Genomic DNA, 21,713 nt, shown 5'->3' on the forward strand with positions numbered 1-21,713 from the left:
CGCGGTGCCCAATCGGGCACGAAAGCGGTGCAGCGGTGATGCACATTGGATCAGTCGAACAGCGTTTGCGTGGTCTCGCCGCGATGAAAGGCAAAGGCCGCCTCAAGATCACTTTCGATGGTGCGTCCACGGGACAGCGGCGGCAGCTCGTCGAGGGCGAAAAAACCCACCTCGGTGGTTTCGAACCCGGCCGTCGGTGCCAGTTGGTCGACCCGTTCACACAGGAAATACAGCTTGTAGAAGTCCCGCACATCCGCGCGGTACAAGCCCTTGGCTTTGTGCGTGACGCTGTAGAGCGCCCGCGCGGTCACCGTCAGCCCGGCTTCCTCGCGGATCTCCTTGACGATGTTTTCCGCCGCCGACAGACCGATATCGGCATAGCCCCCCGGCAGCGCCCAGCAACCATCGGTCGCCTCGCGCACCAGCAGAATGCGCTCGCCGTCGATCACCGCGCCGCGTACATCGATCATCGGCGTCGAGTAGCGCTGGGCGAAATCCGAGACCAGCCCGGTGATGCGTTCCAGCGGCACATTGCCCAATTGCGCGAGCATGCTGTGGGCGATCTCGGCAATTTCCTCCAGGCGCTCGCGTTCGAAGTCGTCGGTGCAAAAATGCAGCCCCGTGGAAGCCAATGCCTGCAAGCGTTTGGCCTGGGCCAGCCAGGTGTTTTCCATAGGGCGCTCCGACAGGGCGTTGACGTGAGGTTTACTCGCCGCGATAGATGCAGCCGCTGGTGCAGGTTTCATGGATGCGAATCGCGCTGAGTTCGGGCAGCAGGGGTTTCAATTCGGTCCAGATCCACTTGGCCAGTACTTCGCTGGTGGGGTTTTCCAGGCCGGGGATGTCGTTCAGGTAGTTGTGGTCGAGGCGTTCATAGAGCGGCTTGAAAATCGCCTTGATCTCCGAGAAGTCGCGAATCCAGCCGGTATGGGGGTCCAGGTCGCCGCTCAGGTGGATCGCCACCTTGAACGAATGTCCATGCAGGCGCCCGCACTTGTGGCCGTCTGGCACGTGGGGCAGGCGGTGGGCGGATTCGAATGTAAATTCCTTGAAGATTTCCACAGTATTTTTCAGCTCGGTCAGGTTTCTGGCAGGCGGCGAGTTTAACAGCTACATCGCGCCTCGCGCATACCGCTGGGTCAAAGCGTCTGCAAGCGCTCGCCCAGGCCCCCCTGGTCGGCCAGTTGCAGAAACTCATCGCCCAGGCGCCGGCTCTCGCTCATTGCGGTTTGCCAGTACTTGTTGCGACTCGCGTCATCGCCCAGAAAGCGCTTGAAGTCGCTGCGGTCCGGCAGTTTGCCGTGGGGCAGGCGGGCCAGGTAGTCCTTCGACGGTGCCAGCAGCAACACGTCCTGCAAGCCTTGTTGATTGCTGCGTCGCCATGGCAGGCTCTTGTCGAACCAGCCGGGGATGACGCGGTCGGTGAAGTGCGGGTACAGCACGATGTCATCGCCGTGGTAGGGCAGGTCGAGGTGGTAATCCAGCAGGCCGCCGTCGCGGTAGGTGCCCGCGCCCGCGCCAGGCAGGTCGCGCACGCCTTGCATCACCATGGGGATTGAGCCAGACGCCAGCAGCGCCTGGCGCAGGTTGCCCAGGTTCAGGTCGAGGAAGCGCGACGGGAAATCCTGCAGCGCATGCACCGGCGGCGCCTGGCGTGGGTCGTGGAGGATCAGCCGTTCGAAATGCCGCGCCAGCCGTGCGCGGCCGCGCAGGTTGTCGGCAATTACCGACGATAAGCCCAGGCCCAGGCGCCCGCGGTGATCGTCGGCGAGCAGGCCGTGGCTCTTGACCACCATGATGTTCAGCCGATAGTCGGGGTTGTCCAGCACCCGCGCATCGCGCCCGGCCAGCAGGTCATCGAGCATGCGCCGGCAGCTCTGGCTGACCTCGGCCATGGTCACGCCTTTGGCAAAGCGCTGTTCGTTGTACAGGCGGCCGAGGTCGAGCAGGCCTTGCACCGGGTCGGGCAGGCAGGCGCTGGCAAACCGCCAGGAACCGATGGAGGCACCGATCAGCGCGCGTTCGCGCGGCGAGCGGGGTAGCCAGTCGCCGAACAGCGCCAGGTCCAGGCCCTGGATGCCCAAGGCCTTGGGCCCGCCCGCCGCACCGGGAAGGATACCGACATCGGCAGGCGTGAGGCCTTGCTCGCGAATGCGCGCAAAGGCGCGCTTGCCGGCCTTGAGTGTCAGGGCGGGAAACTTGATGTGGATGGCTGTCATACCGGTCTCTGTTGAAGCGAGCGGGGCAGTATAGAAAATCTCGCCGGGTGAAGGAAAACGCGGGTGACGCGAATTGCCATGGTGGCAATTCAGCTTCAGTTAAGTTGCCGCGGGTATGGTGGCGTAGGACAAATATCGTGAAGCGGAGACTTATCATGAAGCGCCTTACAGTGCTGGTCGCCGCCGGGATCGTCGCCTCTTTGGCGGCACAGGCCCAAGGAGTGGACCCCGACAAACCACTCCGCGTGCCCGGCACTGTTACTATTGTCGCCTTCGACCAGCTTGAAGCCACGGCCCTGGCCCTGCATCCCGGTTCTACCCTGCTGGACACCGACCTGGATGAGGAATATGGCAAGTACCTCTACCAGGTCGAACTGGAGGATGCCGACGGCATCGAATGGGAGGTTGAATTGGACGCGCTCACCGGGCATGTTCTCAAGAATCATCAGGATACGTAATGAAGGTATATCGACGCGCCGTTGGCTGGGTGGGGCTGGTGCTCCTGGCGTTTTGCTCAAGCCTGCCAGCCCGCGACCTCAACCAGGATGAAGCCCTGGCTCTGCGCCAGCAGGGGGTGATCCTGCCGCTCGAGCAACTGTTGCAGCAGGCCATGGCGCGCCACCCCGGCTCGCGGCTGCTGGAGGCTGAGCTTGAGAAAAAGGACGGCCAATATGCGTATGAAGTGGAACTGGTGACGACCGAAGGCGTGGTGCGCGAGATCAAACTCGACGCGACCAGCGGTGCGCTGATCAAAGACGAGGAAGACTGATGCGCCTGCTGTTGGTGGAAGACAATGTACCGCTGGCCGATGAGCTGATGGCCGGCCTGCAGCGCCAGGGCTATGCCGTCGATTGGCTGGCCGATGGGCGCGATGCTGCGTACCAGGGCCGCAGCGAACCCTATGACTTGATCATCCTTGACCTCGGCCTGCCCGGCTTGCCCGGGCTTGAGGTGCTGGCGCAATGGCGCGCGGCCGCGCTGGCCACCCCGGTGCTGATCCTCACCGCCCGCGATTCCTGGGCCGAGCGCATCGAAGGGCTCAAGGCCGGGGCCGACGATTACCTGAGCAAGCCGTTTCATCCCGAAGAGCTGCACTTGCGCGTCCAGGCGCTGTTGCGCCGCTCCCACGGCCAGGCCAACCAGCCGACCTTGCAAGCGGCCGGCCTGCACCTGGATGAAGGGCGTCAATGCGTGCTGCGCGACGGCGACGAAATCCAGCTGACCGCCGCCGAGTTCCGCCTGCTGCGCTATTTCATGCTGCACCCGGAACAGATCCTCTCGAAAAGCCATCTGGCCGAGCACTTATATGACGGCGAGACCGAGCGCGATTCCAATGTGCTCGAAGTCCACGTCAACCACCTGCGCCGAAAATTGGGCCGCAGTGTGATCGAAACCCGGCGCGGCCAGGGGTATCTGTTTGGCGCCAGTCCTGCATGAGGTCGATCCAGCGGCACCTGAGCCTGGGGCTGATCAGCGTGATGGTGGTGGTTGGCGTGGTGCTGGCGCAAACCAGCCTATGGTTGTTCGAAGCCGGTTTGCAGCGCTATTTGGAAGCCGGTTTGCGCAACGACAGCGAGAACCTGCTGGTCGCGCTGGTGCGCGGGCCGAATGGTGTGCAACTCGACGAGCAACGCTTGTCGCCGGCCTATCAGCGGCCGTTCTCGGGGCATTATTTCCGTATCGATTTCGCCGACACCCGCTGGCGCTCCCGCTCATTGTGGGACCAGGAGCTGCCACGCCTGCCCGAGGTCGGGCTCAAGGGCAACCTGCAACTGGGGCCGGAAGGCCAGCAACTGTTGGTACTGCGCTCGGACTACAAGCGCTTCGGCCAATCGATTTCCATCAGCGTGGCCCAGGACTACACGCCCGTGCGGGAAAGTTTTCGGCTGATGCGTCAGATCGGCCTGGTGCTGGGGGTGGCGGCCCTGTTGCTGGTGTTGATCCTGCAACGGGTCACGGTCCGTCGCGCTTTGCGCCCGCTGGAAGTTGCGCGCAACCAGATCGCCCAGCTGCAACAGGGCCAGCGCTCGCAACTCGACACCCAGGTGCCGCTGGAGCTGGAGCCGCTGGTGGCGCAGATCAACCACCTGCTGGCCCACACTGAAGACAGCCTCAAGCGTTCACGCAATGCCCTGGGCAACCTCGGCCACGCGCTGAAAACCCCGCTGTCGGTGCTGTTGAGCGCGGCGTCGAGCGAAGCGCTCAAGGATCAGCCGCACTTGCGCACGCTGTTGCGCGAGCAGCTTGAACAGGTGCAACAGCGCCTCAACCGCGAACTCAACCGCGCGCGCCTGGCCGGCGAAACCCTGCCGGGCGCCTTGTTTGATTGCGCAAAAGAACTGCCGGGCTTGCTGGCGACCCTGAACATGGTCCACGGCGACCACCTGGACTTGAGCCACCACGCCGCTCCAGGCCTGCAATTGCCCTGGGACCGCGAAGACTTGCTGGAGCTGCTCGGCAACCTGCTGGACAACGCCTGCAAATGGGCGGATGCCGAGGTGCGCCTGAGCGTCAGCGAGACGCCGCACAGTTACCTGCTGGCGGTGGAAGACGACGGCCCCGGCATTCCCAAAGCCCAGCGTGACCAGGTGTTCAGCCGTGGCACGCGCCTGGATGAACAGATCGACGGCCACGGCCTGGGCCTGGGGATCGTGCGCGATATCGTCGAGGTATGGGGCGGGGTGTTGCAGTTGCAGGAAAGCCAACTGGGTGGGCTCAAGGTGCTGATCGAACTGCCCAAGCGCTGACGCCGATCAAAAAGGTGGGAGGGGGCTTGCCCCCGATAGCGGTGTGAAGTCGATGTAGACTTTGACTGGCACGCTGCAATCGGGGGCAAGCCCCCTCCCACATTGGATCTCTTTCAGAGTCGGTGGCGGTCACTCATACCCGGAAATGATCCATCAACCCCTGTTGCTGATTGGCCGGGCGGTGAGTCACCAAATGCTGACACCGATCAAAAAGGTGGGAGGGGGCTTGCTCCCGATAGCGGTGAATCAGTCGATGTAGACTTTGACTGACCCACTGCAATCGGGGGCAAGCCCCCTCCCACATTGGATCTCCTTCAGAGTCGGTGGCGGTCACTCATACCCGGAAATGATCCATCAACCCCTGTTGCTGATTGGCCAGGCGGTGAGTCACCAAATGCTGACGCCGATCAAAAAGGTGGGAGGGGGCTTGCCCCCGATAGCGGTGTGAAGTCGATGTAGACTTTGACTGGCACGCTGCAATCGGGGGCAAGCCCCCTCCCACATTGGATCTCTTTCAGAGTCGGTGGCGGTCACTCACACTTGGAAATGATCCATCAACCCCTGCTGCTGATTGGCCAAACGGTTCAACGCCTGGCTGACCCGCGCCGATTCGTTGGCCTGTTCCGACAGCGACTCGGTCACATCGCGGATCGTCGCCACGTTGCTGTTGATCTCTTCGGCCACCGCGCTTTGCTCTTCGGCGGCACTGGCGATTTGCAGGTTCATGTCGCTGATCACCGTGACCGCTTCGCCGATCTGGCGCAGGGCGGTGACTGCCTCGCCGACTTGTTCGACGCTGCCCTGGGCCTGGCGATAGCTGTTGCCCATGGCGCCGACCACATCGGTGGTGCCGCTTTGCAGTTGCTCGATCACCAGGCGGGTTTCTTCCACCGATTCCTGGGTTCGTCGGGCGAGGTTGCGCACTTCGTCGGCCACCACCGCAAACCCACGGCCGGCCTCACCGGCGCGGGCGGCTTCGATGGCGGCGTTGAGGGCCAGCAGGTTGGTCTGCTCGGCGATGCCACGAATCACTTCGAGCACTGAGCCGATCTTCGCGCTGTTGGTCGCCAGGCCTTCAACCTGGGTCATGGCGGTGCTCATGTCCGCTGCCAGATGGCCGATGTTGGTGGTGGTGCGGTCGATGACTTTCAGGCCGTCACGGGTGGCCTGGTCCGCATCGCGTGCGGCTTGGGCGGCCTGGGCCGCACTGCGGGCGACGTCCTGGGCGGTGGCGCTCATTTCATGGGAGGCGGTGGCCACCTGGTCGACCTGGCGGTATTGCTGTTCCATGCCGGCGCTGGTCTCGCTGGCGATCGCGGCGGATTGGTCGGCGGTGCCACGGGCGTCCTGCACCGAGCGTTTGACCTCGGCGATGATCGGCTGCAGTTTGTCGAGGAAGCGGTTGAACCAGCCGGCCAGTTGCCCCAACTCGTCCTGTTTGTCGTAGGCCAGGCGGCGGGTCAGGTCGCCTTCGCCGCTGGCGATGTCTTCGAGCATGTGCGCCACGCCCAGGATCGGCCGGGTCACGCTGCGCGCCATCAGCCACACCAGCCCCAGGCCGATGACGGCGGCGAGCAGGCCCAGGCTCAATTCGAGCAAGGTGCCGCGGGTGTTATCGGCGTCCAGTTGCGCCTTGAGCGCTTCGGCCGGGCCCACTAGGATTTTTTCCGGCACATCCAGCAACACGCCCCACGGTTTGCCGTCGGGGATCGGCGTGAACGGCGCCAGGACCTTGAGTCGATGGTCGGCCCGCAGGCTGCTGATCCGCGTACTGCCGGCCAGGGCGCTGATCAATTGCGCGCCGCTGGCGGGGTCGACCTGGTCGAGGCGCTGGCTGAGTTTGCTCGCATCCGCGCTGTAGCCGGCCAGCAAGCCGGTGGGGCTGAGAATGCTGACCTGGGTCTGGCCGTCATACAGCTTGTGGCTCGCCTGTTGGCTCACTGCCTGCAGGCTGTTGAGGTTGATGTCCACCGACAGCGAGGCGATGACTTTGCCATTCACCGTCAGCGGGAACACGATGCTGGTCATCAGCACGTTTTGGCCGTCGATGACATAGAAGTACGGTTCGATCACGCACGGTTTGAGGGTGGTGCGCGGGCAGGTGAACCAGGCGTTGGCCTTTTCCCCACTCGGACCGATGCTGGTGTCGGACATGTCGCTTTCGGGCAGCGACATGGCGGTGAGTTTGCCGGGCGTCGGCTGTGACCAATAGAGGGCGAACCGGCCTTTGTCGTTGCTGCCCAGCTCTGCCTGGTTGACGAACAGCTCATCCTTGCCGTCCAGGGTATTGGCTTCGAACACCAGGGACAACCCGAGCAGGTCGGGGTTGGCCTGCAAGGCGGCCTTGACTTGGCGGGTCAAGTCTTCACGGGTGTCGAAGGCATCGATGAAGCGCTTTTCTGCCTGTTCACGCAGGAACAGCACCTGGCGGGAAAACCCATGACCGTATTGATAGGCATCCATGAACTGCCGGCGGATGCCCAGCGCCTGCGCTTCGCCCTGGGCTTCGATACGCGCCTGGGCCGCTTCATCGAGCATGTGCATGCTGGAGGCTTTGACCCGTTGCGAACTCTGTTCCATGCGATACAGCGACAGACCCACCAGCAGGGTCACGATTCCCAGCAGGCAGAGGCCTGCGAGCAGGGTGATTTTCCATTGAATGGACAGCTGTCTGAGGGACATCGCGGGGCATCCTTAACCTGAAAACATAGAGAGCCCTTGTATCGGCAGCTGTGGGTTTTTCTTTATTCAAACGTTCAATTTAAATCTGTAAGCGACGCCGTTTTTTGACATGCGAGCGCGCCTGCTGCAAAGTGCGCGCCCTCTAATAAGACCTCCTTTAAGCCTGCACGCCGGCAGTCATCCTCGATGGCCGCCAGCGCGCGGGCATGCCTGTTGTTTGTTTTTTGCTTGAGGTAACCATGATTAACGCAGTCATCGCCGCAGTCGGCACCATGCTGGTGCTCAGCCTGTCCCGCGTGCATGTGGTCATCGCCATTATCGTCGGCGCCCTGGTGGGCGGGCTGACCGGTGGCCTGGGCATCGACGCTACGCTCCAGGCCTTCAACGGTGGGCTGGGTGGTGGCGCGACGGTGGCTTTGTCCTACGCATTGCTCGGTGCTTTCGCGGTGGCGATTGCCAAGTCCGGCCTGGCCCATGCCCTGGCGGACAAGGCGCTGCTGCTGGTTGATCGCCAGGAAGCCAGCGGCGGCAGCCATGTCAAATGGTTACTGATTGGCCTGCTGTGGGTGGTGGCGATTGCCTCGCAAAACATCCTGCCGATTCATATCGCGTTTATTCCGCTGTTGGTGCCGCCGTTGTTATACGTGCTGACCAAACTGCAACTGGACCGCCGCCTGATCGCCTGCGTGATGACCTTCGGTTTGATCACGCCTTACATGTTCCTGCCGGTGGGCTTCGGCAACATCTTCCTCAACCAGATCCTGCTGGCCAACGTGGCCAAGAGCGGCGTGGACATCAGTCAGGTCAACGTGACCCACGCCATGGGCCTGCCGGCGCTGGGCATGGTGGTCGGCCTGCTGGTGGCGGTGTTTGTCAGCTACCGCAAAAAACGCGTGTACGACCTGGAGAAAATCGAGCGGGTCGAACAGGTCGCGGTGCAGTACAACCCGCTGACGCTGCTAGTGGCCGGCCTGGCGATTGCCTCGGCGTTCATCATTCAACTGTGGCTGGACTCGATGATCATCGGCGCCCTGGCCGGGTTCCTGATTTTTTCGGTGTCGGGCATCGTGCGCTGGCGCGAGACGGACGACTTGTTCACCGAAGGCATGAAGATGATGGCGATGATCGGCTTCATCATGATCGCCTCCTCAGGGTTTGCCGAAGTGCTCAAGGCCACCGGTGACGTGCGCTCGCTGGTGGAAACGTCGGCGGCGTTCATCGGCCATAGCCGTGGGGTAGGGGCGTTGCTGATGTTGCTGGTGGGGTTGCTGGTGACCATGGGGATCGGCTCGTCGTTTTCCACGGTGCCGATCCTGGCCGCGATTTTCGTGCCGCTGTGTGTGCAATTGGGCTTCAGCCCGCTGGCGATCGTCTGCATCGTCGGCACGGCCGGTGCCTTGGGCGATGCCGGTTCGCCGGCGTCGGACTCGACCCTGGGCCCGACCTCCGGCCTGAATATCGACGGCCAGCACCACCATATCTGGGACACCGTGGTGCCGACGTTCCTGCATTACAACATCCCGCTGCTGGTGTTTGGCTGGGTGGCGGCGATGACGCTCTGACGAGGTCGTCCTACAGAATCCGCGCAGTTGGCCGTTAACCTCTCAAGCCGCCACTAATAAGAGAGAAAAGCCATGCGTCTGAGCCTGAAGGTCAAAGTCCTGTGCCTCGCCATAGTGCCGGTGCTGTTGTTTGCGTTGGTGATCAGCCTGACCACGGTGTGGATCCTCAAAGGGCAAGCGCGCAACGAGGTGGATGAGACCCGCCAGCACTTGCTCGACGCCGCCAAAGCCACTCTGCAGAGTTATGTGGAAGTGGCCATGAGCACCATCAAGCCGCTCTACGACGCCGCCGCCCCGGGTGATACGGCGGTGCGTGCCGAGGTGGTCAAGCTGCTGTCCAATACCAGCTACGGCAAGGACGGCTACTTCTTCGGCTACGACTCCGAGACCATCCGCCTGTTCAAGGGCAACAGCCCGGACGGCGTGGGCAAGAGCTTCAAGGACAACCGCGACCCCAATGGGGTCTACGTCAACCGCGACCTGGTCAAGGTCGGCAAGGACGGCACCCACTACCTGCAATACAGTTCGACCCAGCCCGGGCAGACCGAATTGGTGCCCAAACTGGGTTATACCGAGTACCTGCCCAAGTGGGACATGGTCATCGGCACCTCGGTCAACCTGGATGGCATCGACGCCCAGGTCGCGGTGGTCGAGGCCAAGGTCCAGAAGCGCATGGAGGGCGTATTGCTGAGTATCCTCGGCGTGGCTGTGCTGGTGTTGCTGGTGATTGCCGCAGCGGGCATGGTCCTGGCCAATACCATCCTGCGTCCGCTGCACCTGATGAAAGCCAACCTCGACGACATCGCCGCCGGCGAGGGCGACCTGACGCGGCGCCTGGCTATCACCAGCCAGGATGAGCTCGGCGATCTGGCCGGGGCGTTCAACCGTTTTGTCGACAAGATCCACGGCCTTGTACGCCAGATCACCGAAATGACCGCGCAACTCACCGGGCTGGTGGGCCAGGTGTCCGACCAGGCGCAGCGCTCGGAACAGGCCATGGAGCGTCAGCGTCACGAGACCGACCAGGTGGCCACCGCGATCAATCAGATGTCCGCCGCCGCTCAGGAAGTTGCGCACAGTGCCCAGGGCGCCTCCGTCGCGGCGCAACAGACCGACGCCGAGGGCCAGGCCGCCAAGCGCGTGGTGGACCGCAGCATCGCGCAGATCCATGCGTTGGTGAACGATATCCGCAGCAGCGGCGTGTCCCTCGACAGTCTGCAGCAGGACGTGTCGTCGATTGTCAGCGTGCTCAGCGTCATCCGCTCGATTGCCGAACAGACCAACCTGTTGGCCCTTAACGCCGCGATCGAAGCGGCGCGGGCGGGGGAGGCCGGTCGCGGGTTCGCCGTGGTTGCCGACGAAGTGCGCGCCCTGGCCAGCCGCACCCAGACCAGCACCCAGGAAATCCAGGGCATGATCGACCGCCTGCAAAAAGGCACCGTCGCCGCCGTGGAGGCTATGCGCCGTTCCAGCGACGCTGGCGACGGCACCTCGGTCCAGGCCAACGAAGCCGGGGCGTCGTTGGACACCATCGCGCAGTTGATCGGCACCATCAACTCGATGAACGCGCAAATTGCCAGCGCCGCCGAAGAGCAGACCGCCGTGGCCGAGGAGATCAACCGCAGCGTGCATCAAATTGCCGTGGCGGTAGACAGCGTGGCCGATGAAACCCAGTTGGGCGCCCAGACGTCGCGCAGCCTGGCGGACCTCGGCCAGCGCTTGGGCCAACTGGTGGCCCAGTTCAGGATCTGAGGGGAGTTACTCGACGTCGCGCATCAACAGGCCGAAACGCAGATCCATCTCCGTCGGCAAGGGCACATACACCGTGTGCCCATCCCCCGGCGCCACCTCGATGGCTTCGCCCTTGGCGTTGTGCAGTGTGGCCAGGTCGAAGTGAAAATTGCCGGCGGGGGTCATCAATTCCAGGTGATTGCCCAGCGCAAAACGGTTTTTCACCTTGACCTCGGCCAGCTCGCCCCGGCGCTCGCCGGTCAATTCCCCGACGAACTGCTGACGCTCCGACACCGAACTGCCGTTCTGGTAGTTCTGGTATTCGTCGTGTACATGGCGGCGCAGGAAACCTTCGGTGTAGCCGCGTTGTGCGAGTGACTCCAGGTTGGTCATCAGGCTGCGGTCAAACTCGCGACCCGCCACCGCATCATCGATGGCCTGGCGATACACCTGGGTGGTGCGCGCGCAGTAGAAGTGGGACTTGGTACGGCCTTCGATCTTCAACGAATGCACACCCATGCGCGTCAGGCGCTCCACATGCTGCACCGCGCGCAGGTCCTTGGCGTTCATGATGTAGGTGCCGTGCTCGTCTTCGAAGGCGGGCATCTGTTCATCCGGACGGTTGGCCTCCTGCAACAGGAACACCTGATCGGTCGGTGCGCCAATGCCCAGTGTGGGTTCCGGCCGGTATTGCTGGACGATATCGCCGGTGGCGTTTTCCACTGCCGGCGTGGCCTGGTATTTCCAGCGGCAGGCGTTGGTGCAGGTGCCTTGGTTGGCGTCGCGCTTGTTCATATAGCCCGAGAGCAGGCAGCGCCCGGAATAGGCCATGCACAAGGCGCCGTGGACAAACACTTCCAGCTCCATGGCCGGCACCTGCTCACGGATTTCGCCGATCTCTTCCAGGGACAATTCCCGCGACAGAATCACCCGGCAGATCCCTTGCTGTTGCCAGAATTCCACACTGGCCCAGTTCACTGTATTGGCCTGCACCGACAAGTGGATGGGCATCTGCGGGAAGTGGCGACGCACCAGCATGATCAGCCCCGGGTCGGACATGATCAGCGCATCCGGGCCCATGGCGATCACCGGGGCCAGGTCCTTGAGGAAGGTCTTCAGCTTGGCGTTGTGCGGCGCGATGTTGACCACCACGTAGAAGCGCTTGCCCAGCGCATGGGCTTCCTCGATGCCCAGGGCCAGGTTGGCGTGGTCGAATTCGTTGTTGCGCACGCGCAGGCTGTAGCGCGGCTGGCCGGCGTATACCGCATCGGCGCCGTAGGCAAAGGCGTAGCGCATGTTTTTCAGGGTGCCCGCGGGGGCAAGCAGTTCGGGGGCAAGGACGAGAGACATGGGGAGTGGGACCCAAAAGGTCGCGAGCGTAGCCGAAGGCGTACAGGGATTTATTGATCCAGGTCTACGCTTGCTGCAACAAAGAGGGCACTCCCAGCGATTGCGACGGACTAAGCATTTGGACGCAAACGCGCGTCCGGCTTTTTTGACATGGATCGGACATGAATCAAACCAACCTGCAATTCAAAACGCTGCTGTTACTGCTGGTCCTGGTGACCGTCGCCTTTATCTGGATATTGCTGCCGTTTTACGGCGCGGTGTTCTGGGCCGTCATCCTGGGTATCATCTTTGCCCCGATGCAGCGGCGTCTGCAGGTGAAAGTCGGCTGGAACCGCAACCTGACCTCCCTGGCCACCCTGATGGTGTGCCTGGTAATTGCGATTCTGCCGGTGATCATCACCAGCGCCTTGCTGGTGCAGGAGGGGGCCACGCTGTACAAAAATGTCGAAAGCGGCAAGCTGGACGTGGCCGGGTATATCGAACAGTTCAAGAACTTCCTGCCACCTTACTTTCAGCACCTTCTGGACCGCTTCGGCATGGGCAACCTGGAAGGCCTGCGCGAGAAAATCGTCAAGAGCGCGATGCAGGGTAGCCAGTTCTTTGCCAGCCAGGCGTTCAGCTTTGGCCAGGGCACGTTCGATTTCCTGGTGAGCTTTTTCATCATGCTGTATCTGCTGTTTTTCCTGCTGCGTGACGGCCCGGAGCTGGTGCGAAAAGTCCGCACGGCGGTGCCGCTGGCCGAGCCGCAAAAGCGCCGTCTGCAACTCAAGTTCAACCGCGTGGTGCGCGCCACGGTCAAGGGCAACGTGCTGGTTGCCGTGACCCAAGGGGCGTTGGGCGGTTTGATCTTCTGGTTTCTGGACATTCCCAGCGCGTTGCTCTGGGCGGTGTTGATGGCGTTTCTCTCGCTGCTGCCGGCGGTGGGCGCAGGGATCGTGTGGGGGCCGGTGGCGGCATACTTCCTGTTGAGCGGGGCGATCTGGCAAGGCGTGGTGCTGGGCCTGTTCGGCGTATTCGTCATCGGCCTGGTGGATAACGTGCTGCGCCCGATTCTGGTGGGCAAGGACACCAAGATGCCGGACTACCTGATTCTGATCTCGACCCTGGGTGGCCTGTCGGTGTTCGGCCTGAACGGCTTTGTGATCGGGCCGCTGGTGGCGGCGTTGTTCATGTCCAGCTGGGCGCTCTTTGTCGAAAGCAAGCCACGGGTCAAGTTGCCGTTGCCCTAGGCCTCAGGCGCGGAGCCTGAAGGTTGCCGCTTGTTGCTCGGCAGCCGATAACGAAGTGAGCGGGCCGCTGACGGGCTCGCCATCGTGCATCAGGTACCAGCAGGCGAGTACACCCAGCTTGCGCAGGGGGGCAGGAACGGCGCTGCCGATGACGGACATGATCTGAACAGTGGGCATAAGGACCTCCAATCGCTATGGGGGTCACCTTACGGGGTGCCAGCGTCGAGGAAAAATCACCCGGCTTGATAGTCGACATCAACGCCAGGCGTCACTCCACCACTTGGTCGAGCATGTTCACCACTTCCTGCTCATTGAGCAGGCCTTTGCGCACCAGGCTTTCGGCCAGCAGTGCGAGGAATTTTGCGTTGCGGTGGCCTTCCAGATGCTTGAGTTCGGTCAGTGCGCTGTAGACCTTGCTGGACGTACAGAGTCCGGCAACGTGGTGTGGGTTTTGCGTGGGCATGGTCAGCCGTCCTTGTTGTTATCGGGTTCAGAGGTGGGATAGTGAAAGTGAGTCGTGACATAAACATGACAGCGCGAGACCCGGTCGGGCAAGTAGACTTTCGGCTTCAATGATGTGGGATTGCGGCGCGGCCATTGTCCTCATAGCGACCTTGGTGCGATCAAACCGGACGATTTGCGATAAACCGCTGCGCAAAAAAAGGCCCCGCGGGTGGGCGAGGCCTGTTCAGGCAGATCGATTCAAACTTACCAGCCGCGGCCATAGTAGCCGTGGGGAGGGCCGTAATAGCCACGCGGTGGGCCGTAATACACCGGCGCCGGGCGGTAATAGACCTGTTGTTGCACATACACCGGCGGTGGCGGTGCGTAGTACACCGGCGGTGGTGCGGCGTAAACCGGTTGCGGTTGCACATACACTGGCTGCTGCACGTAGACCTCACGAGGTTGGCTGGCAACCACGGAGCCCACGACAGCGGCGCCGACTAACGCACCCAAGACGGCCGGACCACCCCATCCACCACCGTGGGCGGAGGCTTGGCCTGCCATAGCGAGTGCACCGATAAGCAAGGCGATCTTGGGGATTTTACGAATCATGGTCATTCCTCGGTTAGCCCCTGCGCTTGTGGCCTGCAATCAATTAGCTCAAGTAATGTCGCGGGGATACTTTTAAGACAACGTATTTCTGAAAAACAGCACGGCCGATAGGTAAAGGTTGTGTAAGGTCTGTACCGATTTGCTTACTTCAAGGAGTTACCCATGCAGATGCACCCCAACAAGGATACCCAACTGTGCATGTCACTGTCGGCGCGTCCCGGGAATTTCGGCCTGCGATTTCATAACCATTTGTATGAACAACTGGGTCTGAACTTCTACTATAAAGCCTTCAGCAGCCAGGATTTAGCTGGCGCGATCGGCGGTATCCGGGCGTTGGGGATTCGCGGTTGCGGGGTGTCGATGCCGTTCAAGGAGGCCAGCATTGCCCTGGTGGACGAACTGGACAGCTCGGTCAAAGCCATCGCATCCCTCAACACCATCGTCAACACGGCCGGCCACCTCAAGGCCTACAACACCGACTACATCGCCATTGAGCAACTGCTGAAAACGCACGCAGTACCGACAGAATCGACCTTTGCCCTGCGCGGCAGCGGCGGCATGGCCAAGGCCGTGGCCAGTGCCCTGCGTGACGGCGGGTACGCCAATGGCGTGATCGTGGCGCGTAACGAAGCGGCGGGCAGGGCGCTGGCGCAGAGCCTGGGCTATCAATGGCAGGCGCAACTGGGTGATCTGCGCCCGCAGATGTTGATCAACGTGACGCCGATCGGCATGACCGGCGGGGCCGAGGCCGATCAGCTGGCTTTCGAGGCGGACGCCGTGGACCAGGCGCAGACCGTGTTCGATGTGGTGGCGATCCCGGCGGAAACGCCGTTGATCGTGCGTGGACGTGCCCAAGGCAAGCGTGTGATCACCGGGCTGGAAGTGATCGCGATCCAGGCGCTGGAGCAGTTTGTGTTGTACACCGGCGTGCGGCCGACCCAGGCACAGTTCGAAAAAGCCGTCGCTTTTGCGCGAGGCTGAAGAACATTGCACATCAACTGTAGGAGCAGGCAAGCCGGCTCCTACAGGGTTTTGACCGTGTCAGGCCTGTTCCAGCTGTGCCAGCCGTTCTTCGAGCGCGGCAATCCGCGCTTCCAGCTCTTCGATGCGCTCGACTGAGACCCCGCCGGCCCCGCGCTCCACCGGGCTGCCGCGCGCGGCGATAATCGCCTCGATATCCGCCGGGTCGCCCAGCGCGTGGGTATAACGATCCTCGCGCTGCCCCGCCTGGCGCGGCACCAGCACGGCCAGCCCGCGCGCAATCAGGCGTTCCAGTTGGTGGACGACCTGGTCGGCGTCTTCGAAATCATGCATGCGCCCGCTGCGGGTCAGCAACTCGTTGACCGTCTGCGGCCCACGCAGAAACAGCAGCCCGGTCAGGATCACCTGGGCCGGCACCAATTCCAGGGCCTTGTCGACCCGGTGTTCCCAACGGTCGGCGCGGCTGCCCATGACCAGGCGGGTGAACCCCTGGCCTTCCAGCACACGCAGGCTTTGGCCGACCTGGCCTTGGCTGAGGTTCATCACCGGCTCGCGGCTGGTCTTCTGGTTGCAGGCCAGCACCAGGGCGTTGAGGGTCAGGGGGTAGGTTTCCGGGTTGGTCGCCTGTTTTTCGATCAGGCAGCCCAGGATGCGGATTTCCGTGCTGTTCAGGCGCGGCTCAGGGGTGTCGGTGTCGTGCTCAGCGGTCATCGCGCTTTCCCTATGCAGTGAACGCACTAGCCTAATCCTGAAAAAATAAAAGACAAGCGGCCGGCACGGCTATAATCGCCGCTGGTTCCAACCCCGCCCTTATCGATGAGACTGTCATGACTATTTCCCTGTACGCCGCTTCCGTCCCAGTCTTCAAGCAAATGCTCACCGCCTTGAGTGGTGTGCTGGACAAAGCCGAAGCCCACGCCACCGCGAAAAACATCGAACCCAACGCCTTGCTGCAAGCGCGCCTGTTCCCGGACATGTTCCAACTGGTGCGCCAGGTGCAGATCGCCGTCGACTTCGCCAAGGGCGTTTCCGCGCGCCTGGCCGAGATCGAACTGCCGAAATACGAAGACAACGAAGTGACCTTTGCCGACCTGCAAGCGCTGATCGCCAAGGTCCTGGCGTTTATGGACAGCATCAAGCCCGAGCAAATCGACGGCAAAGAAGGCATCGAGATCATCACGCGCCCAGGCACGCCGAAAGAGAAGCGCTTCAGCGGCCAGTCCTACCTGCTGACCTACGGCCTGCCGCAGTTCTTCTTCCACGTCACCACCGCCTACGCACTGCTGCGTCACAACGGTGTGGAAGTGGGCAAGCGCGACTACATGGGCGCGTTCTAAATAACCGTGTTTTAAACGCATAAAAAAGCCCGGGGTCGTTCCTTTGAGAACGGCCCCGGGCTTTTTTGCGAGCGCTGTTTAAACCGGCTGCTCGTCCTTGCCCAGGCACGCTGCCGCAGTAAACAGCACATCGGTGGACGAGTTGAGTGCGGTTTCCGCAGAGTCCTGCAACACGCCGATGATGAAACCGACCGCCACTACCTGCATGGCGATATCGCTGGGAATGCCGAACAGGCTGCATGCCAGTGGAATCAGCAGCAGCGAACCACCGGCCACGCCCGACGCACCGCACGCGCAAATGGCGGCGACCACGCTGAGCAGCACGGCGGTGGGCAGGTCTACGGTGATGCCCAGGGTGTGTACGGCCGCCAGGGTCAACACGGTGATGGTGATCGCCGCACCCGCCATATTGATGGTGGCGCCCAGGGGGATCGACACCGAGTAGGTGTCTTCATGCAGACCCAGGCGTTTGCTCAACGCCAGGTTCACCGGAATGTTCGCCGCCGAACTGCGGGTGAAGAACGCCGTGATGCCGCTTTCGCGCAGGCACAGCAATACCAGCGGGTAGGGGTTGCGGCGCAACTTCCAGAACACGATGGCCGGGTTGATCACCAGCGCCACGAACAGCATGCAGCCGATCAGCACCACCAACAGGTGGGCGTAGCCGAGCAGGGCACCGAAGCCGGAAGTGGCCAGGGTCGAGGCTACCAAGCCGAAAATCCCCAGGGGCGCGAAGCGGATCACCACGCGCACGATCAAGGTCACGCCGTTGGACAGGTCATCGAGCACCGTGCGGGTGGTTTCGCCGGCATGGCGAATCGCTATACCCATGCCGATGGCCCAGGCCAGAATGCCGATGAAATTGGCGTTCATCAGCGCGCTCACCGGGTTATCCACCACGCTCAGCAACAGGCTCTGCAACACCTCGCCGATGCCGCCGGGGGCGCTCACGGTGGCGTCGTGGGTGGCGAGCACCAGCGGCGAGGGAAACAGCGTGCTGGCGATCACCGCAACCACGGCGGCCGCGAAGGTGCCCAGCAGGTACAGGAACAGGATCGGCTTGATGTGGGTTTCCTGGCCGTGTTTATGGTTGGCGATTGACGCCATCACCAGCACAAACACCAGGATCGGCGCCACGGCCTTCAGCGCGGTGACAAACACTTTGCCAATGAAACCGGTGGCCTTGGCCGCCTCGGGCAACACGAGGGCCAGCAGAATGCCGGCGATCAGGCCGATGACGATTTGCGTGACCAGGCTGACGCGCGCGAGTCGTTGGAAAAGGGAAGGGGCAGCAGTCATAAACGGTTGTCTCTGGTTTTTTTAGTAGGACGCAGCATTGCAGGTGGAGCGCGCTGTAGGAAGCGGGCGCGGAGTCTATCATGCTGTAGGAAATGTCCCGATTGGTGCGGCATTCCGTCACCCATTTGCGGCCAATTCGCACAGATCCTGTTAATATCGCCGTCTCTCATCTTTCCTCTTCGTCAGCGGGCCTCCGGGCTTTCGTTGATGTTGTCGTTTCTGGAGTTTTCATGCTGTTTCCCATCCTGCTGCTGTCGGCCGCCGGTTTTACCGTGCTGACCACAGAATTCATTATCGTCGGCCTGTTGCCGTCGATTGCCCGGGACCTGAATGTCAGCGTGTCCCAGGCCGGCCTGCTGGTGACGCTGTTTGCGTTCACCGTGGCGGCGTTCGGCCCGTTTCTCACGGCCTACTGCGCGCGGTTCCAGCGCAAGCGCCTATTCATCACGATTTTGATCATGTTCGCCGTGGCCAATGGCGTGGCGGCACTGGCACCGAACATCTGGGTGATGTCCCTGGCGCGCTTGATTCCGGCGTTGGGTTTGCCGGTGTTCTGGGCCTTGGCCAGTGAAACGGCGGTGGACATCGTCGGCCCGGAATACGCCGGCCGGGCCATCGAGAAGATCGGCTTCGGGATCGTCTGCGCCACCGTCTTCGGCATTCCGGTGGGCACGCTGATTTCCGATATGTTCGGCTGGCGCAGCGCGTTTGCCATCCTCGCGGTGATTGCGTTGGCCAAGGCACTGCTGCTGTATGTCTACCTGCCGGTGACACAGGCGAAGAACGCGCAGGTGACGTTGCGCTCGCAATTCAAGCTGTTGCGCAGCCCGTTGATGCAGGGGCACATCCTGCTGTCGATCCTGGTCTTCAGCGGCATGTTCACCGCCTACACCTACCTGGCGGACATCCTTGAGCGCCTGGCCGGGTTCGACGGCACGCTGGTCGGCTGGTGCCTGATGGGCTTTGGCGCAGTCGGGCTGATCGGCAACTCCCTGGGCGGCCGCGCGGTGGATCGCCACCCCTTGATCGCATCGATGGTGTTCTGCGGGTTCATGATCGGCGGTATGGTTGCGGTGGTGCCGGCGATTCATTCCACCATCGGCCTGGCGGCGGCGATGGCCGTGTGGGGCGTGACCCAGGCGGCGATGTTCCTGGTCAGCCATGTGCGGCTGATGAAGGCCGCCCCGCATGCGCCGGCGTTTGCCGCGTCGTTGAATATTGCCGGGGGTAACCTGGGTATTGGTCTCGGTGCCTTGGTCGGAGGGCATGTGATCGACACCCTGGGCCTGGCCAGCCTGGGCTTGGCCGCGTCCGGGTTTATCCTGGTGTCGATGTTGCTGGCGTTGTGGCTGATGGGCGTCAAACCGCTGCCGACCAGCGCCTGAACCTTCAGGGCAGGGCGGTGAACAGTTCCCGCCTGGCACCTTCGGTAATCGCCACGATGCCGGGGTGCTTGACCTTGCGTTCTACCGAAATCGCATAGAACGACTCGGTCACCGCATCCGTCTGGCCAATCAGCGCGACGCCATACTGGCGCACCACCTCATCGGCGATCACGCTGGGGGCGATAAAGATCCCGCTGCCGGATTGGCCGAATGCCTGCATCAAGGCGCTGTCGTCGAACTCGCCGATGATCTTCGGTTGGATCTGCTGTTCGGCAAACCAGCGTAGCAAGCGGCTGCGCACCACCGTCTCCGCCCCCGGAATCAGCAATGGCGCCCCCTGTAAACACTGTGGGAAAACGCCGCGGTGTCGGTCAGCCAACGCTTGAGTGGCGAAAAAACTGATGCCGCATTCGCCCAACTTCTGGCTGTAGCCTTTGATGTCCAGATGCGTGGGCATGGGGCTGTCGGAAATCACCAGATCGAGGCGCTGGATCGCCAGGTCGGCGAGCAGACGTTCGAGTTTGTCTTCGCGGCAGGTGATGCGGATCGGCTCGCTGAGCTCCATGGTCGGCGCGATCAGCCGGTAGACGATGGATTTGGGCACCACATCCGCCACCCCGACCCGAAACAGGATCTGCTGTTCATCCGGCTGCGCGCGCAACATCGCCTCCAATTCATTGCCGGTCTGGAACATCTGCTCGGCGTAGGGCAGGGCCTGGCGCCCGGCCTCGGTCAGCTCCAGCTGGCGGCCGACCCGCTGAAACAGGGCGATACCGAAGGTTTGTTCCAACAGACTGATCTGCCCGCTGATGGTCTGGGGCGTGAGGTTCAATTGCTCACAGGCGCGCACGATGCTGCCGGTCTTGGCCACCACCCAGAAGTAATGCAATTGTCGGTAATTGAGCATGCCGGCCTACACTTCGTTAAAACCGAAGTATACGCGAGAAAAATACGAATTTTCCTGAAGTGTCCCTCTGCCTAGAATGCGTCGCTATCGAGGGGCCACTATTTGGACCCAATGGTTCTAACGAGGAAAACATCATGAAACTCAATTCCCTGGGCGCGGCATCGTTGCTTGCGCTTTCATTGGTGGTGGTCAGCGGCTGTGATCAGGTCGAAAAAAGCGCACAGCAGGTGATGGGCAAGGCCACCGAATCGGCCAAGCAAGTGATCGATGAAACCCACAAGGCCGCCGAACAGGCGTTGAGTGAAGCGACCCAGGGCCTGATCAGTCCGCAGAAAAAAGACGATCAGCCGCAAAACGAGTCTGAATCGACACGTAAAGAAGCCTAATTTTCCAGCACAACGTCAGGATTGATCTATGGACTACCTTGTACAACTGGCCGCCAGCCCCACCGCCTGGGTCGCATTGGCCACCTTGATCGTGATGGAAATCGTGCTGGGCATCGATAACCTGATTTTTATCTCGATCCTCACCAACAAATTGCCCGAGCAGCACCGTGCCAAGGCGCGACGCATCGGTATCAGCATGGCGTTGGTATTGCGCCTGGGTCTGTTGAGCACCATTGCGTTCATCGTGCAGTTGACCACGCCGGTGTTTGAAATCTTCGGCCAGGCGTTTTCGTGGAAGGACATGATTCTGATCGCCGGCGGCCTGTTCCTGGTCTGGAAGGCAACCACCGAGATCCATCACAGCATGGACCCGGAGCCTGAAGAGAAGACCAGCACCGGCAATGCCGTGTCCATCGGCTTTGCTGCAGCCATCGGCCAGATCCTGATGCTCGACCTGGTGTTCTCCATCGACAGCATCATCACCGCCGTGGGCATGACCGAGCATTTGCCGATCATGATCGTTGCCGTGGTGACCTCGGTCATCGTGATGCTGGTGGCGGCTGAACCGCTGGCCAAGTTCATCAACGACAACCCGACCGTGGTGATGCTGGCCCTGGGCTTCCTGATCATGATCGGCATGACCCTGATCGCCGAAGGCTTCGGCGCCCATGTGCCAAAAGGCTACGTGTATGCGGCCATGGCGTTCTCGGCGGCGATCGAGTGCTTGAACATCGCCCGGCGCAACCGTCACAAGCGTTTGCTGGCCGCTCGTCAGTAATCGCAGCAACCTCAAAAAGGCCGGCTGGGCTCGTAAGAGCCCCGCCGGCTTTTTGCCGTCTGTT

At 62.0% G+C, this 21,713-nt stretch carries 23 protein-coding genes and 2 pseudogenes; 13 read left to right on the top strand and 12 right to left on the bottom strand.

What is annotated here, in order from left to right; all coding sequences use genetic code 11:
• Positions 1-50: 50 nt before the first annotated feature.
• From U5A08_RS10235 to U5A08_RS10245, 3 genes are all read right to left on the bottom strand, one after another.
• The gene (locus U5A08_RS10235; RefSeq protein WP_247407682.1) at positions 51-674 is read right to left on the bottom strand and encodes an NUDIX hydrolase; all 624 of its coding nucleotides are present in this window, start codon (positions 672-674) and stop codon (positions 51-53) included.
• 31 nt (positions 675-705) lie between these two features.
• Entirely contained in the window at positions 706-1,062 is a 357-nt protein-coding gene (gene queD / locus U5A08_RS10240; protein WP_017736453.1) for a 6-carboxytetrahydropterin synthase QueD, read from the bottom strand.
• A gap of 77 nt (positions 1,063-1,139) precedes the next feature.
• Positions 1,140-2,219 (bottom strand): patatin-like phospholipase domain-containing protein, encoded by a 1,080-nt coding sequence (locus U5A08_RS10245; RefSeq protein ID WP_253394605.1) that lies wholly within the window; start codon positions 2,217-2,219, stop codon positions 1,140-1,142.
• Positions 2,220-2,374: 155 nt separating this feature from the next.
• Here U5A08_RS10245 and U5A08_RS10250 point away from each other — a divergent pair, with 155 nt between their 5' ends.
• From U5A08_RS10250 to U5A08_RS10265, 4 genes are read left to right on the top strand one after another with little or no spacing between them, the layout of a single operon-like run.
• Positions 2,375-2,677, top strand: a complete 303-nt coding sequence (locus U5A08_RS10250; RefSeq protein WP_253394606.1) for a PepSY domain-containing protein — start codon at positions 2,375-2,377, stop codon at positions 2,675-2,677.
• The gene (locus U5A08_RS10255) at positions 2,677-2,988 is read left to right on the top strand and encodes a PepSY domain-containing protein (protein WP_253394608.1); all 312 of its coding nucleotides are present in this window, start codon (positions 2,677-2,679) and stop codon (positions 2,986-2,988) included. Before U5A08_RS10250 ends, U5A08_RS10255 begins: the two co-directional genes overlap by 1 nt.
• Entirely contained in the window at positions 2,988-3,656 is a 669-nt protein-coding gene (locus U5A08_RS10260) for a response regulator transcription factor (RefSeq protein WP_253394610.1), read from the top strand. The genes U5A08_RS10255 and U5A08_RS10260 overlap by 1 nt, the downstream gene beginning before the upstream one ends.
• Entirely contained in the window at positions 3,653-4,966 is a 1,314-nt protein-coding gene (locus U5A08_RS10265) for a sensor histidine kinase (protein ID WP_253394612.1), read from the top strand. The genes U5A08_RS10260 and U5A08_RS10265 overlap by 4 nt, the downstream gene beginning before the upstream one ends.
• A gap of 534 nt (positions 4,967-5,500) precedes the next feature.
• On the opposite strand, the gene U5A08_RS29850 is transcribed toward U5A08_RS10265, so the two are convergent.
• Entirely contained in the window at positions 5,501-6,256 is a 756-nt protein-coding gene (locus U5A08_RS29850) for a methyl-accepting chemotaxis protein (RefSeq protein WP_373423798.1), read from the bottom strand.
• A 102-nt stretch (positions 6,257-6,358) separates the two neighbouring features.
• Positions 6,359-7,648 (bottom strand): annotated as a pseudogene (locus U5A08_RS29855) (cache domain-containing protein); the annotation flags it as partial.
• Positions 7,649-7,890: 242 nt separating this feature from the next.
• On the opposite strand from U5A08_RS29855, the gene U5A08_RS10275 reads away from it, so the two are divergent.
• The 3 genes and pseudogenes from U5A08_RS10275 to U5A08_RS29865 all read left to right on the top strand — a co-directional run bounded on the left by U5A08_RS10275 (position 7,891) and on the right by U5A08_RS29865 (position 10,962).
• Positions 7,891-9,210: a Na+/H+ antiporter family protein gene (locus U5A08_RS10275; RefSeq protein WP_321852200.1), complete on the top strand. Its 1,320-nt coding sequence runs from the start codon at positions 7,891-7,893 to the stop codon at positions 9,208-9,210.
• 72 nt (positions 9,211-9,282) lie between these two features.
• Positions 9,283-10,104: pseudogene (locus U5A08_RS29860) on the top strand (cache domain-containing protein); the annotation flags it as partial.
• Between the two features lie 102 nt (positions 10,105-10,206).
• Positions 10,207-10,962: a methyl-accepting chemotaxis protein gene (locus U5A08_RS29865; RefSeq protein ID WP_373423800.1), complete on the top strand. Its 756-nt coding sequence runs from the start codon at positions 10,207-10,209 to the stop codon at positions 10,960-10,962.
• A 6-nt stretch (positions 10,963-10,968) separates the two neighbouring features.
• On the opposite strand, the gene trhP is transcribed toward U5A08_RS29865, so the two are convergent.
• Positions 10,969-12,291 (bottom strand): prephenate-dependent tRNA uridine(34) hydroxylase TrhP, encoded by a 1,323-nt coding sequence (trhP, locus tag U5A08_RS10285; RefSeq protein ID WP_253394618.1) that lies wholly within the window; start codon positions 12,289-12,291, stop codon positions 10,969-10,971.
• A 161-nt stretch (positions 12,292-12,452) separates the two neighbouring features.
• Here trhP and U5A08_RS10290 point away from each other — a divergent pair, with 161 nt between their 5' ends.
• Positions 12,453-13,520 carry an AI-2E family transporter gene (locus U5A08_RS10290; protein WP_253394620.1) on the top strand — a complete coding sequence of 356 codons (1,068 nt, stop codon included), beginning with the start codon at positions 12,453-12,455 and terminating at the stop codon, positions 13,518-13,520.
• 3 nt (positions 13,521-13,523) lie between these two features.
• Here U5A08_RS10290 and U5A08_RS10295 read toward each other — a convergent pair whose 3' ends face one another.
• The 3 genes from U5A08_RS10295 to U5A08_RS10305 form a co-directional block, all read right to left on the bottom strand.
• Complete coding sequence (locus tag U5A08_RS10295) at positions 13,524-13,697, bottom strand: hypothetical protein (protein WP_247406673.1); 174 nt, start codon at positions 13,695-13,697, stop codon at positions 13,524-13,526.
• Between the two features lie 91 nt (positions 13,698-13,788).
• Complete coding sequence (locus tag U5A08_RS10300) at positions 13,789-13,983, bottom strand: hypothetical protein (protein WP_247406676.1); 195 nt, start codon at positions 13,981-13,983, stop codon at positions 13,789-13,791.
• A gap of 245 nt (positions 13,984-14,228) precedes the next feature.
• Positions 14,229-14,582 (bottom strand): hypothetical protein, encoded by a 354-nt coding sequence (locus tag U5A08_RS10305; RefSeq protein WP_065907126.1) that lies wholly within the window; start codon positions 14,580-14,582, stop codon positions 14,229-14,231.
• A 156-nt stretch (positions 14,583-14,738) separates the two neighbouring features.
• Between U5A08_RS10305 and U5A08_RS10310 the strand changes: the two genes are divergently transcribed.
• On the top strand, positions 14,739-15,557 hold the full coding sequence (locus U5A08_RS10310) for a shikimate 5-dehydrogenase (RefSeq protein ID WP_321851418.1): 819 nt from the start codon (positions 14,739-14,741) through the stop codon (positions 15,555-15,557).
• Positions 15,558-15,617: 60 nt separating this feature from the next.
• Here the strand turns inward: U5A08_RS10310 and U5A08_RS10315 are convergent, their stop codons facing one another.
• Complete coding sequence (locus tag U5A08_RS10315; RefSeq protein ID WP_253394624.1) at positions 15,618-16,268, bottom strand: YceH family protein; 651 nt, start codon at positions 16,266-16,268, stop codon at positions 15,618-15,620.
• A gap of 116 nt (positions 16,269-16,384) precedes the next feature.
• On the opposite strand from U5A08_RS10315, the gene U5A08_RS10320 reads away from it, so the two are divergent.
• Entirely contained in the window at positions 16,385-16,894 is a 510-nt protein-coding gene (locus U5A08_RS10320) for a DUF1993 domain-containing protein (protein WP_253394627.1), read from the top strand.
• Positions 16,895-16,972: 78 nt separating this feature from the next.
• On the opposite strand, the gene sstT is transcribed toward U5A08_RS10320, so the two are convergent.
• Entirely contained in the window at positions 16,973-18,193 is a 1,221-nt protein-coding gene (gene sstT, locus U5A08_RS10325; RefSeq protein WP_321851421.1) for a serine/threonine transporter SstT, read from the bottom strand.
• Between the two features lie 230 nt (positions 18,194-18,423).
• Between sstT and U5A08_RS10330 the strand changes: the two genes are divergently transcribed.
• A complete protein-coding gene (locus U5A08_RS10330) occupies positions 18,424-19,578 on the top strand; it encodes an MFS transporter (protein WP_253394631.1) in 1,155 nt (384 codons plus the stop codon).
• Between the two features lie 4 nt (positions 19,579-19,582).
• Here the strand turns inward: U5A08_RS10330 and nhaR are convergent, their stop codons facing one another.
• Entirely contained in the window at positions 19,583-20,485 is a 903-nt protein-coding gene (gene nhaR / locus U5A08_RS10335; RefSeq protein ID WP_253394633.1) for a transcriptional activator NhaR, read from the bottom strand.
• 134 nt (positions 20,486-20,619) lie between these two features.
• Here nhaR and U5A08_RS10340 point away from each other — a divergent pair, with 134 nt between their 5' ends.
• Together U5A08_RS10340 and U5A08_RS10345 are read left to right on the top strand one after the other, a co-directional pair.
• Positions 20,620-20,871, top strand: a complete 252-nt coding sequence (locus U5A08_RS10340; protein WP_247404422.1) for a hypothetical protein — start codon at positions 20,620-20,622, stop codon at positions 20,869-20,871.
• Between the two features lie 28 nt (positions 20,872-20,899).
• On the top strand, positions 20,900-21,649 hold the full coding sequence (locus U5A08_RS10345; RefSeq protein ID WP_247404419.1) for a TerC family protein: 750 nt from the start codon (positions 20,900-20,902) through the stop codon (positions 21,647-21,649).
• Positions 21,650-21,713: the final 64 nt, after the last annotated feature.

Source organism: Pseudomonas paraveronii, assembly GCF_963681955.1.
In the GTDB taxonomy this organism is placed as follows: domain Bacteria; phylum Pseudomonadota; class Gammaproteobacteria; order Pseudomonadales; family Pseudomonadaceae; genus Aquipseudomonas; species Aquipseudomonas paraveronii.

Bases quoted from the DNA above. Each gene is read 5' to 3' on its own strand.
- U5A08_RS10235 (WP_247407682.1), bottom strand. From the start codon at position 674: ATGGAAAACACCTGGCTGGCCCAGGCCAAACGCTTGCAGGCATTGGCT.
- U5A08_RS10245 (WP_253394605.1), bottom strand. From the start codon at position 2,219: ATGACAGCCATCCACATCAAGTTTCCCGCCCTGACACTCAAGGCCGGC.
- U5A08_RS10250 (WP_253394606.1), top strand. From the start codon at position 2,375: ATGAAGCGCCTTACAGTGCTGGTCGCCGCCGGGATCGTCGCCTCTTTG.
- U5A08_RS10255 (WP_253394608.1), top strand. From the start codon at position 2,677: ATGAAGGTATATCGACGCGCCGTTGGCTGGGTGGGGCTGGTGCTCCTG.
- U5A08_RS10260 (WP_253394610.1), top strand. From the start codon at position 2,988: ATGCGCCTGCTGTTGGTGGAAGACAATGTACCGCTGGCCGATGAGCTG.
- U5A08_RS10265 (WP_253394612.1), top strand. From the start codon at position 3,653: ATGAGGTCGATCCAGCGGCACCTGAGCCTGGGGCTGATCAGCGTGATG.
- U5A08_RS29850 (WP_373423798.1), bottom strand. From the start codon at position 6,256: ATGGAACAGCAATACCGCCAGGTCGACCAGGTGGCCACCGCCTCCCAT.
- U5A08_RS29865 (WP_373423800.1), top strand. From the start codon at position 10,207: ATGGAGCGTCAGCGTCACGAGACCGACCAGGTGGCCACCGCGATCAAT.
- trhP (WP_253394618.1), bottom strand. From the start codon at position 12,291: ATGTCTCTCGTCCTTGCCCCCGAACTGCTTGCCCCCGCGGGCACCCTG.
- U5A08_RS10290 (WP_253394620.1), top strand. From the start codon at position 12,453: ATGAATCAAACCAACCTGCAATTCAAAACGCTGCTGTTACTGCTGGTC.
- U5A08_RS10295 (WP_247406673.1), bottom strand. From the start codon at position 13,697: ATGCCCACTGTTCAGATCATGTCCGTCATCGGCAGCGCCGTTCCTGCC.
- U5A08_RS10300 (WP_247406676.1), bottom strand. From the start codon at position 13,983: ATGCCCACGCAAAACCCACACCACGTTGCCGGACTCTGTACGTCCAGC.
- U5A08_RS10305 (WP_065907126.1), bottom strand. From the start codon at position 14,582: ATGACCATGATTCGTAAAATCCCCAAGATCGCCTTGCTTATCGGTGCA.
- U5A08_RS10310 (WP_321851418.1), top strand. From the start codon at position 14,739: ATGCAGATGCACCCCAACAAGGATACCCAACTGTGCATGTCACTGTCG.
- U5A08_RS10315 (WP_253394624.1), bottom strand. From the start codon at position 16,268: ATGACCGCTGAGCACGACACCGACACCCCTGAGCCGCGCCTGAACAGC.
- U5A08_RS10320 (WP_253394627.1), top strand. From the start codon at position 16,385: ATGACTATTTCCCTGTACGCCGCTTCCGTCCCAGTCTTCAAGCAAATG.
- sstT (WP_321851421.1), bottom strand. From the start codon at position 18,193: ATGACTGCTGCCCCTTCCCTTTTCCAACGACTCGCGCGCGTCAGCCTG.
- U5A08_RS10330 (WP_253394631.1), top strand. From the start codon at position 18,424: ATGCTGTTTCCCATCCTGCTGCTGTCGGCCGCCGGTTTTACCGTGCTG.
- nhaR (WP_253394633.1), bottom strand. From the start codon at position 20,485: ATGCTCAATTACCGACAATTGCATTACTTCTGGGTGGTGGCCAAGACC.
- U5A08_RS10340 (WP_247404422.1), top strand. From the start codon at position 20,620: ATGAAACTCAATTCCCTGGGCGCGGCATCGTTGCTTGCGCTTTCATTG.
- U5A08_RS10345 (WP_247404419.1), top strand. From the start codon at position 20,900: ATGGACTACCTTGTACAACTGGCCGCCAGCCCCACCGCCTGGGTCGCA.